Raw genomic sequence first — 11,781 nt, forward strand, 5'->3', positions numbered from 1 at the left:
ATGATACGAACTATCAACATTCAGGGCTTCCGCAGCTTCGATCCAGCCTCGAATACTCCGATTTCATTTGATCCGAGTAAGCGCGTCGCCTACTTCTATGGGCTCAATGGTGCGGGCAAATCCGCGATTGCACAGGTGATTCAGGGCTTTTCGACCGGTCAGAATGCTGTTCCCAGTTGCACAGTAAGCGTGTTTCCCCAAGACACAAAGTACGAGTACCTGGTCTACAACGACCACTTCGTCGAGGCCAACTTCCGCAACCGAAGCGATATGCCAGGAATCTTCACCATTGGTGATCCTGAGTCGTCCGCTCTTGAGGCCGCTGAGGGCTTGGAGCGTGAGCTCATTGTGTGGCGCGGTCAGTACGATAGCTTGGCTGAGCAGGAGCAGTTGCGCCAGACAGAGGCAGACAGAGCCCATGAGAGTGCCATCAGGGGAGTGTGGAAGAGCTACACCGCGATAAAGGATGGGCCGTTCAAGCCTTGGGTGCCTTACGGCAACTCCAAGCAGCGCTTCTTTGACGTGCTCCAAGCCAAGGCAAAGCTTGCCTATGATGGTGAGCCGCCGGAACTGGAGAAGCTCGAGCAGTTGCTTACCGAGCTTGGAGACAGCAACGCGATACCCAAACCTCGGGTTGCCGTCGACCTGCCCAATTTTGACCGTATCGAACAAGATGAGATCTGGCCCGAACCCATATTGGGCTCAAGCGATAGTGCACTTTCTGCGCTGATCAGGGACATCGGCAATTTTGACTGGGTCAGTCAGGGGCGGCCCTATGTTGATCAAAGTCATGACCTCTGCCCGTTCTGCCAGCAAGGTCTTCCTCCGTCTTTCCGCCAAGAGCTTGCAAAGCTATTTGATGCAAGCTTTGAAAGGCGTGTAGAACGGGCAAAGCTGCTCGCGTCCTCCTATGCCACTTATGTCGCCAATCTCGAGAGTGCGATCAACGGCGTTCTAGCGACCGAGCCGTTCGCCTCAGAGAACGACGCACTCCGGCTCGCTTGGGCAAACGCAAGTCATCTTCTAAACGAGAACGCTCAGCGCATGGCGACCAAGTCGGAGTCGCCACAGAGCTCCATCGAACTGCATTCAACCCAAGCACTGGTGGCCCTGCTAGATGGTGTGATCGATGAAGTGTCCAAGCGCGTCGATGAACACAATCGGCGCTTGAGCCGCCGGCAATCTGAGTTAAGCCGAATCGAGAATGCATTCTGGATGCGTCTCTGCGCTGACAACGAGGGCGTCCTGACGCTCTACAGGACCACGGCAAAGGTAGCTGCGGACGCATTGGAGTCCATCCGTGAGTCGAAGGGCAACCTTCAACGGAGCATTGCCCAAGCAGAGCTAAGTCTAGTTGAGTTTCGTGCAACCAGCGGTGGAACCGAAGAAGCCGTCGTTGCCATCAATGCCCGGCTGCAGTCGCTGGGTGTCGACTCCTTCAAGATCGAACGCCGCGTCGACGATCTGTACCAGCTGGTACGCCCTGGCAAGGGTCCGGATACGTATGGATCACTGAGTGAAGGGGAGAAGACCATCATTACATTCCTGTACTTCGTAGAGCTGATCACGGGTTCGTTCGCATCAAACACGTCATCTCCATTGGAACGAAAGATCGTTGTCATTGATGATCCGATCTCAAGTCTTTCGCACAATTTCGTGTACGACATCGCAGCTACGATCTCCCGCGACATCATCGGGCTGAAGAGCGCGCAGGATAAGCGGGTGAAGCAGGTGATTGTGCTTACCCACAGCCTCTTCTTCCTCAATGAACTCATTAAGGTAACCAAGAAGGCAGATGCCCCGCAGCTGCAGCGCGTCGTAAAGAAACGCTATTCGGCGGTTGCGCCTATGAAGATCGAAGATCTTAAGAATGACTACGAATCCTGGTGGCAGGTAGTGAAGGACGCCTATCAGGACTTGGTGAGCTCTGCGACTGTCGCCAATGCGATGCGGTGCATCCTGGAGCGGTTCTTCTACTTCACCAAGCAGCAGGAGTCGTTCAACACCGCGATGGAGAAGCTAGCTGCGCAGGATCGGTCATTCTTGGCCCTAAGCCGTTACTTGGCACATCACTCCCACGGTGATGCCAACACCTTGACTGACTTCGGCGAGTACGACGTTGGCTACTGCCTGATCAAGTTCAAGGCAGTGTTTGATGAACTTGGTTTCGCCGAACATCATCGCGTTATGGCCGGGCTGCCGGAGCAGGCAGCGCAGTAGCAATGGGAGGGGGTTGGAGCCTGTGTGTCTCTACATCAGAGATTGCGCTCTGAGCTGAATTCACAGCTGAGTGCAGTGAGATGCGCCCAGTGAGGCCGGACGTCTGGTCCCCATCAATCTTCAGGACGCTGACCCGCAAAATCTTCCCATCGGGGCAGTGATGCCCACGGCCAAGAACGTTCCCACCCGCGTGTGCATGCTGGTAAGAGCGTTGCAGGAACGGCTGAGGGACCGGCCGAGCATGGAGTGCGTCCAAGCAACCGTGGCCAAGACCGCTGGGTCAATTCGAAGAGGATGCAGATTCTGCTGAGGCGTCCTTGGTCTTTACGTACTGCTTGAGAATCCAGCCTTCAACCTCTCGCTCGTCTACATGATTCCTGTAGGTCACCTTTAGCCAGCGGCTGTGCTTTCCGGTGACGGCGACTAATTGATTTGGATAGACGATATCCACAACGAAGCCACTTCCCGGAGACGAGCGAACCCTCAGCCCTTGAGTTCCAACTATGGCGCCATTGATGGTCGGAGAAAGACGTTCGGCGATCTTGTCCATGGACTGCGCAATCGACTTTTGGACGGCCATTGACTCGTCGTGCCGTTGCGCTGATGCAGTCTGCTGGGCTGCCTGGTCACGCTTGTCCATCTGCAATTGAAGCGCCAGAAGAAGATTGAGTACGAGGCTTAGAATTTGAATGTAGAAGAGGATGTCGTTCTTGAGTTCACTCTTCTTGGGGCTAGACGCAGACCATGGGACAGGCGGTAGTGCTTCGATGGCATCGGCAATCAGCGCCGCGTCGCGACCGATCTTCTGCTGATCAAACTCATCAGATGCGAGTAAAGATTCAATCGTGGACTGTGCATTTTCCGGAGATTCGTCCTCCGGATCATCTTGCGTAGAGACAAGATCCAGCCATTCAGAAACAACGGCCGATGTCGAGAGTTCAGCAGGTGCCCCGTCGTCGGCTTCTGCCAACGTGGGCTCCCATGAGGGATGCTTGCCCAGAAGCTCACGCATCATCTCGCCGATATCGACTGAACGGCGTGCGGCGGTGGCTGCAGCCCATCCAGATGCAGACGGACCTTGAATTCCCCGCAACAAAGAGCTGACAGGATCGCGGTTGGATCTCTGCCCAATCAATTTCTGGATGTGAGCGAGCGAGTCAAGACGTGACAGATCGGACTTTGGCAGGAAGCTCTGAAGAAACGCAGTCTTGGAGCTAATCTGATCGAGAGCATCCAGATAGGCCGGTCGAGATCTCTGCAGGGCCTTGGCCACGTCCATGAAACTCGAACGCTCCATCATGCTGCCCAGCTGATTGACGCCAGGGCGGTTCATGAACTGAGCGATTTGGGCAGCCTGCGCCGAAGCACCGCTAAAGGAGTTGCCAAAGTTCAAGCCCGCGAGCGCTTGACCAAGGGGGGCCAGATGCGAGAAATCCTTGATCATTCTGTTTCCAGATCCTATGGATGGACGCTTAGCCAAGATCGCGCCTGCAACGCTCAGCACTCTTCGCTCCAGGGTAGGTCATTGTCCGCATTCGCGCCCTATTCATGCTGCCCAATTGGGACCAGCTTTTCAAAACTTTGACGTTCTGGTGGCCCCGAACGGTGGGCTTCAGTCCTAAACGCGTCAGACATCTCCGGAATTTCGGGAATGCTTGTCCTAAACGACCACCCACCCCTACCGTTCGTCGGCCCATGACTTCCGGGGGGTTGACTACAACTGTCGTCACGCAGACAGTGTCGACACGTGTAGTCAAGGGAGTGGTGTCATGCGTGGCAAGACCATCGGGGACCAGGAGCTGGCCCTGCTGCAGTACATCGATGAACATGCGCCGGCCACTGTCGGCGAGGTCGCCAGTGGCTACGGCGAGGCCCGCGGGCTGGCCCGTTCCACCGTGCTGACGATGATGGAGCGGCTGCGCGCCAAGGGGTATCTTCAGCGCGAGCAGCAGGAGGGCGTCTACCGCTACCAGGCCACCCGTGGCCCGGACAGCGTGCTGCAGGGCGCCGTGGCCCAGTTCGTCGACAACACCCTGCAGGGCTCGGTGTCGCCGTTCGTGGCCTATCTGTCGCAGCGGCAGCAGGTCAGCGACAACGAGCTGGCCGAACTGGAAGCACTGGTCGCACAACTTCAATCGCGTCGGGACGAGGGCTGAGCCATGGACACCACGATGCTGATTCCTCTGCTGGAACGACTGGGCTGGACCAGCCTGCAGACCGTGCTGCTGGTGGCGCTGGTGTACGGGCTGTGCCGCGCGCTGCCATCACTGTCGGCCAGCACCCGCTGCCGCCTGTGGTGGCTGGTGTCGCTGCAGGCAGTGGTCGGCCTGTTCTGGAGCCAGCCACTGCAGCTGGCCTGGCTGCCGGCGCCTGATGCCGTGGCGATGAGCGCCACGGATATGGCCGCCGAGGCGATCTACCCGATGGCCCCCGAACTGTCAGCGCAGGTGCTGGCCGCCGCGCCCATTGAGCAGGCCCATGACATCGCCGCATCCATCGGTCACAGCGTATCGCCAATGGCCTGGTGGGCGATGGCGCTGGCCGCGCTGTGGCTGTCCGGCGTGCTGGTGATGGCGTGGCGCACCTTCGGTGAGTGGCGCCAGTGCCGTGCGCTGCTGGCCGCCTCGCACCCCTGCGAAGACGCTGCCCTGGTGCAGGCGCTGCAGCTGGCTGCCGATGCTCACGGCCTGCGCCGCGCACCGCGCCTGTGGATGAGCGGGCAGGTGGACGCGCCGCAGCTGGTCGGCCCGCTGCGCCCGGTGCTGTTGCTGCCGGCCGGTGCCAATGCCCTGCAGGGCGATGCGCTGGATCTGGCGCTGACCCACGAGCTGCAGCACATGCAGCGCCGTGACCTGCAGTGGGGTCTGCTGCCCGCACTGGCCCAGCATCTGTTCTTCTTCCATCCGCTGCTGCGCCTGGCCGTGCGCGAATACGCCCAGACCCGCGAGGAAGCGGTGGATGCGGCGGTGGTGGGCCAGCACGGTGCCAGCCGCCACGCCTACGGCCGCCTGCTGCTGCAGCTGGGTGTGGCGCCGCAGCCGCACCTGGGCGTGGCCAGTGCCGCGCCGAGCACCACCAGCCTGAAGCGCCGCCTGATGAGCCTGCAGCCGCGTCGCGCCTGCCCGCGTATCCTCGCCATCGGCCTGACCGCCCTGGTGGTTGCAGTGGGCGTGGCGCCGATGCGCCTGGTGGCCGCGCCGGCACCGCCAGCGCCGCCCGCACCGCCGAAGGCGGTACCCGCACCGCCGGCCGCGCCTGCAGTGCCGGCCAATGCCACCCACGTGGTGATGCCGACCCCGCCGACCCCGCCGACGCCGCCAACCCCGCCGGCCGCCGCCGATGCACCGCCTGCGCCGCCCGCCCCTCCGTCACCGCCGGCAGAGGATGACGACAGCTACACCACGGTGGGCGAGCTGCACCTGGGCAACGACCTGGAACGTGGCCACGTGCTGATCGACCATGGCCGCAGCTATGCCAGCGCGACGATCGAGGACATCAAGCAGGCCCGCCACGATGTCGGCCGCGATGGCCCGGTGCTGTGGTTCCGCGAAGGCAGCAAGCGTTATGCCGTGCGTGATCCGGCCCTGATCCAGCCGCTGCAGCGCGTCTATGCGCAATCGGCCGAACTGGGCCGCCAGCAGGGCCAGCTCGGTCGCGAGCAGGGCGTACTGGGGCGCCAGCAGGGTGAACTGGGTCGCAAGCAGGCCGTGCACGCCCGCGAAATCAGCCGCGTGGCGACGCAGGCCGCCAGCAGGGCGGTGCGCGAGAGCGACATCAACCGCCAGGCCGCAGCGGAGGCCGCGAGGGCCGCGAGCGGTGCGATGGATGATGCCGCGATTGCCCGCCAGGCCGCAGCCGAGGCCCGTCTTGCGATGCGTGAAGTGCAGGCGGTGCAGGACGCACACAGCCACGACATCAGCGAACTGGCCAACCAGCAGGCGAAGCTGGGCCTGCGCCAGGCCGCGCTGGGCAGCCAGCAGGCGGAACTGGGTGAACGCCAGGCGCAACTGCAGGCGCAGGCCTCGGCACAGGCGAAGCAGGTGATCGCGCGCGCACTGGCCAGCGGCAAGGCCGAGCGCCTCTGAGCGGTAGTGCCGGCCGCTGGCCGGCAATGTGGGGTGCCGGCCAGCGGTCGGCACTTCCCTGGGAACATCAACCGCAGCTGGCGCGCTCGATGCGGTTCTGCGCATCCACCTGCACGGTCACGCGGTCCTGGCGGAAGTCCATGGTCACCGCCATGCCCGGCTTGACCACCCGTGCACCGCGCGCGCCGCTGTCAGCCACCAGTTTCTTGATCGTGGCTTCGTCGGCGGTCTTGCCGGTGAAGGCTTCCAGCGCCTCCGGCCTGCATTCGTGCGCGGCATCGGCCACGGGCGCTGGCGCGGGATCGTGGGTGGTGCTGCTGCCAGCGTGACTGCAGGCGGCCAACGGCAGGATGGCGAGCAGGACCAAGGGATTGAGGCGCATCGTCGGGCTCCAGGCATGGATGGTGGCGGCAGTGTCACCGCTGCCACCGTCAGGCCGCGTCAACGCCTACTGCCCGACCAGCGCCAAGGTTTCGCGTTCACGTTGTTCTTCCCGTACCAGCCGCTGCAGCAGCAGGGCCAGGGTCACCACGTCCTGGTGGTTGTGGTCGGCCACCCGGCGCAGGTTCACCGCGTCGCCGCCGCGCAGGAAACGCAGCCATGCGCCGGGCGATTCCGAGCCGGGCAGGTCATCCTCGCGCACCACGCGCAGCAGCTGGCGTTCGATGGTGGACAGCTTGCAGTTCTCCCACGTGCCGCGATAGCGGCGGCGGGTCGGATAGAGCAGGTCGACGTGATCCAGCGCTGTAATCGGGCAACGCTGGCGGGCCAGTCGGTAGCGCGCCTTCAGCAGCGGCGCATCGTAGCTGCGGCCGTTGTAGCTGCAGAACACGGTGGACGGCTGCAGCCAGCGGGCGAAGGTGGCCAGCATCGCGTCCTCGGCGGCCATCGTCGCCATCAGCAGCTGGCGGATGCGCAGGCCTTCGCCGCGTTGCGGGCACACATGCCAGTCGGCGGCACCGATCATGAAGGCACGGGTGCCGGTGCCGCCGGCCAGGCCGGTGGTCTCGGTATCGAAGAACAGCAGATCGCGTGGGGCCACGTGTTCGCCTTCGCGGCGGGCGAAATCCAGTGACAGCGGCTGCGACGGAATGGGCTGCGGCTGCAGCGATTCGATCAGGAACAGGCCCGGTGCGATCTCCTCACCGGGCAGCTGGCGATCCTGCGCGCTGGCGCGTGCCGGCGCGGCTCCACCCCGCGAACGCAGGCCGAGCAGGCGATGCAGGCTGCCCACTTCCGGCCGACGCAGCGGTGCGGGTGCCGGTGTGGAGGCCGCAGCGCCGGTTGGCTTGTGGCGGACTTCCTGTTCGACCCAGGCGAACACCGAACGCTCGGCCGGTGGCTGCCGCGCATCGTTGGCGGCAACCGGTGCCGGCGCTGCGGGCGGCGGCTCGGGCGCAGCCGGCGTGACTGCCTTCGGGTCACCGGCCTGCTTCCGCAGCAGGCGCAGCTTGTCCAGACTCAGGCTCACGGGGCCAGCAGCTCCATCGGATCGCGCGTGGCCACCACCACGTCGGGCACGTGCTGGCAGGCCTCGCCATCGAACAGGTCGAGCACGCGCAGCGCCAGCGCACGCGGCGAAGTTTCATCCTCTTCCTGCGCGGCCAGCACCGGGCCGACACAGGCCGGGCAGCCGGCCTTGCAGTCGCAGCGCTGCACCAGTTCGCGCGCGCGCTGCACCAGCTCGGCCTGGCGCTGCCACAGCGGTTCGCTGAGACCGACGCCGCCGGGAAAGTTGTCGTACAGGTATACGGTGGGCACGAACTCCTGCAGCAGCTCCACCACACCGGGATCGCCTTCACTGCCGCGCAGCTGGCCACGGCCGCTCTGGTCGGCGATCGCGAACCAGGAACCATCGCCGTTGCCCACCGACTTCTGCAGGTCGCGCGCATCGGCCATCACCGCCACGGTGGCGACGATGTGCAGCGCATACGCGGCGCCGAGGAAGCCATCCAGCGCATCCTGCTTGCTGGCGAACGCGCGCAGCAGCAGTGCCTGCGGTAGCTGCCACCACACCGCAGTGGTGTGCAGTTCCTGGTCGGGCAGGTTCACCGGGCCGTAGCCGATGTTCTCGTGGGTGTAGTAGCGGATCTTCTTGTAGCCGGCCACGTGGCGCACCACGTGCACCTCGCCATGGTGCGAATCGCCACGCCCGGCCACACCGCCGTCGAAGCGGTCCAGCACCTTGAGCTTGGTGAAGTCGATGCTGTCGGTGTAGTAATCCACATGCGTGCGGGTGACGTAGGCCTTGCGGCCGTCCCAGTCGAGCGTCTCCACCTGGTAGGGCGTGGACTGCACCATGTGGATGGCACCTTCATACAGGGTGAGTGCGGCAGCGGAATAGTCGACCTCGGCGATGATCTGCTGGCGGCCATCGCTGCGATCGACCACCACGAAGTTGCCATCGGCCACCGCACGCAGGCTGACCGCGTTGGCCGGGTAACTGTCGGCGATCCATTCCCAGCGTTCGCCCTCGCGGTGGATCACTTCTGTCTCTGCCAGCGCTTCCAGGAACACTTCCGGGTCGATCGGGCCGAAGCCATCGCCGACCCGGAACGGCAGCTCGAACGCCGCGCAGCGGATGTGGTCGAACAGGATCAACGGCTGGTCCGGCGCAATGCGCGCGTGTTCGGGCGAGGCCTCGGCGAAGAAGTCCGGATGCCGCACCACGTACTGGTCCAGCGGCTGCGAACTGGCCACCATCACCCCCAGCGCCGGCTGCTGACGGCGGCCGGCACGGCCGAAGCGCTGCCAGGTGGCGGCCACGCTGCCGGGGTAGCCGTTGAGGATGACCACGTCCAGGCTGCCGATATCCACGCCCAGCTCCAGCGCCGAGGTGCTGACGATGCCGTCGATGTTGCCCGCGCGCATCGCACGCTCGGTCTCGCGGCGTTCGGTGGGCAGGTAGCCGCCACGGTAGGCGCGGATGCGCGGCGGCTTGCGCGGGTCGTGGTCGAAGATGTCCTTCAGGTACTTGGTCAGCACCTCGACCATCAAGCGGGTCTGCGCGAACACCAGGGTCTTCAGCCCGGACTTGATCGCGATGCGCGCGATACGGTTGCTCTGCGAGCGCGCCGAGGCGCGCAGGCCCAGGTCCGGATTGATCACCGGCGGGTTCCACAGCAGCACCTGCTTGGGCCCGCTGGGCGCGCCGGATTCGGTGATGGCGGTGACCGGTGCCTCGATCAGCGCCTCGGCATGCGCCTGCGGGTTGCCGATGGTGGCCGAGCACAGGATGAACTGCGGTTGCACGCCGTAGAACGCGCAGATGCGCTTGAGCCGGCGCAGCACGTTGGTGACGTGGCTGCCGAACACGCCACGATAGGTGTGCACTTCGTCGATGACGATGTAGCGCAGGTTCTCGAAGAACTGCGCCCACTTGGTGTGATGCGGCAGGATCGCCTGGTGCAGCATGTCCGGGTTGGACACCACGATGTCGCCGTGCAGGCGGATGGCCTGGCGCGCATCGCCGGGAGTGTCGCCATCGAAGGTGAAGGCCTTCACCCCGAGGTCGCCGGCGCGGTTGAGTTCCAGCAGCTCGGCCACCTGGTCCTGGGCCAGTGCCTTGGTCGGGAACAGGTACAGCGCCTTGGCCTTGTCCTGCATCGCCGCGCTGACCACCGGCAGGGTGTAGCACAGCGACTTGCCGCTGGCGGTGGGGGTGACGATGGCCACGTGCTCGCCGCGCTGGCTCGCCTCCCAGGCCTCGGCCTGGTGGCTGTAGAGCTGTTCGATGCCACGCGCCTTCAGGGCGGCAGCCAGGGCCGGCGGAACCGAATCGGGAATGGGCGCATAGCGGCCTTCGCGGCCGGGAATGGCAAAGCTGCCGGTGATGCGATCCTGGTAGCGGCGCTGCAGGCGCGCGCTGAGCAGTGCGCCGTCGCGGGCGGGCAGGCCATCGCGGGTGGCGAGCTTCTGCTCGGCATCGGCGGTGCGCTTGGCGAGTTCGTAAGCCATGGAAAGTGGAGCCGGGACGGATTGCGAGGGGTCACATGGCACCACACTCACGTCTCAGGATGTGAGACACCGCACACCAAGGGCATGAACCGTTCAGTGCTCGCGTCCCGTGGCGTCGCCGCATCTCCCCTGGCTGAACAGCTGCCAGTGCAGCAACGAAATCTGAAGCCGGCATCCGTATCCTTGGGTGCTGGACGCAACCAACAGGGTGGATGGCTGTGGCACGACGTGGAACGCAGGGAGCCGTCCTGGCCAGCATGCTGCTGGCCGGTATCGCGCAGGCGCAGCAGGCCACGCCGGTAGCGGTGCCCGACCCAGTGCCCGAACCTCCTGCAGATGCGCCGGCGGCAACCACCGCGCCGATCTCCACCACCCTGCCGCAGGACAACGTCACCACCCTTGGCGAAGTGCGTGCGCTCAAGCCCGAAGACGAGCCGCTGGATCTGTACCGTTTCAAGAACCCGGTGAAGTTCGGCGACAACCGCTTCAGTCGCGACTGGAGCGAACCGCCGTCGCCGGAGCAGGTCAGCATGGGCGGTGGCTACATCATGATGGGCGTGGTCAAGGGTGTGATGGCGGCGGCCAAGGGGATCAACAAACTCACCGGCGGACCGGCGCAGATCCAGGCCGCCGTGGCGCGGCCACCGCCGGAGCTCAGTGCCGAACAGCAGCAGCGTGCGCTGCGGTTCTCCCAGGAGCAGGATGCCGGCGATGCACCGCCGGTGAAGTAGGCCGGTATATCCTGCCGGCTCCCCACCGCTAGTGCTGCCATGTTCCTGCGTTCGATCTGCCTGCTGGCCGCATTGCTGCCGGCGTCCGCCTTCGCCGATGGCATCGCCGATGATGGCGCCTGCCGCAATGGCGCGTTTCCCTCTGAACAGAGCCGGTTCGCTCTGGCGCGGGTGGTCGATGCGCCCCGTCTGTACCTGCTTGGCGACATGGACGGCTGCCCGGCGAAGGGCGAACCGGCCTGCCGACAGCGCAGCTATGTGGTCAATGGCGATACCGTGGTGACCGGGCGTGATCTTGGCCGCTACCGCTGCGCGTTCTTCCCGAACAAGGTGGGTGGCAGTGCTGGCTGGGTGGACCGCAGCAAGCTGCAGGCGTTGCCGGTGGTCGTGCCGTCGCTGCAGGATTGGGCGGGCCACTGGAAGGACGGCGACAACGGCCTGCGCATCACCGTGCAGGGCGGGCAGCTGCATGTGGAGGGTGACGCCTACTGGCCCTCCGCCAACCCCACGCCGGAGCAGCGTCCCTACGGGCCGAACATGGGCCAGGTGGAAGCGCGCGCGGCGCCGCGTGGTGCCGATGTCGAGTTTGTAGAGGACACCTGCAAGGTGCGCGTGCATTCGCTGGGGGAGGTGCTGATCGCGGCCGACAACAGCGAATGCGGTGGCATGAACGTGCGCTTCAACGGCGTGTACCGGCGCGCGGGCACGCGTTGACCTCGCGGAAAGGCGCCAACCAAGGTTGGCATCTACCAGGGCAACCGGCCAGTAGATCCACGCCATGCGTGGAT

At 64.5% G+C, this 11,781-nt stretch carries 9 protein-coding genes; 5 read left to right on the forward strand and 4 right to left on the reverse strand.

Features of this window, described 5'->3' with window-relative positions:
• Positions 1-2,220 (forward strand): AAA family ATPase, encoded by a 2,220-nt coding sequence (locus ACZK3W_RS00330; protein ID WP_478450287.1) that lies wholly within the window; start codon positions 1-3, stop codon positions 2,218-2,220.
• Positions 2,221-2,500: 280 nt separating this feature from the next.
• Here the strand turns inward: ACZK3W_RS00330 and ACZK3W_RS00335 are convergent, their stop codons facing one another.
• Positions 2,501-3,664: an SH3 domain-containing protein gene (locus ACZK3W_RS00335; RefSeq protein ID WP_478450288.1), complete on the reverse strand. Its 1,164-nt coding sequence runs from the start codon at positions 3,662-3,664 to the stop codon at positions 2,501-2,503.
• A gap of 325 nt (positions 3,665-3,989) precedes the next feature.
• Here ACZK3W_RS00335 and ACZK3W_RS00340 point away from each other — a divergent pair, with 325 nt between their 5' ends.
• Complete coding sequence (locus ACZK3W_RS00340; RefSeq protein WP_478450289.1) at positions 3,990-4,376, forward strand: BlaI/MecI/CopY family transcriptional regulator; 387 nt, start codon at positions 3,990-3,992, stop codon at positions 4,374-4,376.
• A 3-nt stretch (positions 4,377-4,379) separates the two neighbouring features.
• A complete protein-coding gene (locus ACZK3W_RS00345; RefSeq protein WP_478450290.1) occupies positions 4,380-6,305 on the forward strand; it encodes a M56 family metallopeptidase in 1,926 nt (641 codons plus the stop codon).
• A gap of 67 nt (positions 6,306-6,372) precedes the next feature.
• Here ACZK3W_RS00345 and ACZK3W_RS00350 read toward each other — a convergent pair whose 3' ends face one another.
• The 3 genes from ACZK3W_RS00350 to ACZK3W_RS00360 all read right to left on the reverse strand — a co-directional run bounded on the left by ACZK3W_RS00350 (position 6,373) and on the right by ACZK3W_RS00360 (position 10,262).
• Complete coding sequence (locus tag ACZK3W_RS00350; protein ID WP_049461562.1) at positions 6,373-6,687, reverse strand: I78 family peptidase inhibitor; 315 nt, start codon at positions 6,685-6,687, stop codon at positions 6,373-6,375.
• A gap of 66 nt (positions 6,688-6,753) precedes the next feature.
• Entirely contained in the window at positions 6,754-7,776 is a 1,023-nt protein-coding gene (locus ACZK3W_RS00355) for a ribonuclease H-like domain-containing protein (protein ID WP_478450291.1), read from the reverse strand.
• Complete coding sequence (locus ACZK3W_RS00360; RefSeq protein ID WP_478450292.1) at positions 7,773-10,262, reverse strand: DEAD/DEAH box helicase; 2,490 nt, start codon at positions 10,260-10,262, stop codon at positions 7,773-7,775. The genes ACZK3W_RS00355 and ACZK3W_RS00360 overlap by 4 nt, the downstream gene beginning before the upstream one ends.
• Positions 10,263-10,474: 212 nt before the next feature.
• Between ACZK3W_RS00360 and ACZK3W_RS00365 the strand changes: the two genes are divergently transcribed.
• Together ACZK3W_RS00365 and ACZK3W_RS00370 are read left to right on the forward strand one after the other, a co-directional pair.
• A complete protein-coding gene (locus ACZK3W_RS00365) occupies positions 10,475-10,993 on the forward strand; it encodes a hypothetical protein (RefSeq protein ID WP_293797249.1) in 519 nt (172 codons plus the stop codon).
• A gap of 39 nt (positions 10,994-11,032) precedes the next feature.
• Complete coding sequence (locus ACZK3W_RS00370) at positions 11,033-11,707, forward strand: hypothetical protein (RefSeq protein WP_180837754.1); 675 nt, start codon at positions 11,033-11,035, stop codon at positions 11,705-11,707.
• The last annotated feature ends 74 nt before the right edge of the window (positions 11,708-11,781 follow it).

Source organism: Stenotrophomonas sp. 80084_Sma (assembly GCF_056481995.1).

Bases quoted from the DNA above. Each gene is read 5' to 3' on its own strand.
- ACZK3W_RS00345 (WP_478450290.1), top strand. From the start codon at position 4,380: ATGGACACCACGATGCTGATTCCTCTGCTGGAACGACTGGGCTGGACC.
- ACZK3W_RS00360 (WP_478450292.1), bottom strand. From the start codon at position 10,262: ATGGCTTACGAACTCGCCAAGCGCACCGCCGATGCCGAGCAGAAGCTC.
- ACZK3W_RS00340 (WP_478450289.1), top strand. From the start codon at position 3,990: ATGCGTGGCAAGACCATCGGGGACCAGGAGCTGGCCCTGCTGCAGTAC.
- ACZK3W_RS00335 (WP_478450288.1), bottom strand. From the start codon at position 3,664: ATGATCAAGGATTTCTCGCATCTGGCCCCCCTTGGTCAAGCGCTCGCG.
- ACZK3W_RS00350 (WP_049461562.1), bottom strand. From the start codon at position 6,687: ATGCGCCTCAATCCCTTGGTCCTGCTCGCCATCCTGCCGTTGGCCGCC.
- ACZK3W_RS00370 (WP_180837754.1), top strand. From the start codon at position 11,033: ATGTTCCTGCGTTCGATCTGCCTGCTGGCCGCATTGCTGCCGGCGTCC.
- ACZK3W_RS00365 (WP_293797249.1), top strand. From the start codon at position 10,475: ATGGCTGTGGCACGACGTGGAACGCAGGGAGCCGTCCTGGCCAGCATG.
- ACZK3W_RS00330 (WP_478450287.1), top strand. From the start codon at position 1: ATGATACGAACTATCAACATTCAGGGCTTCCGCAGCTTCGATCCAGCC.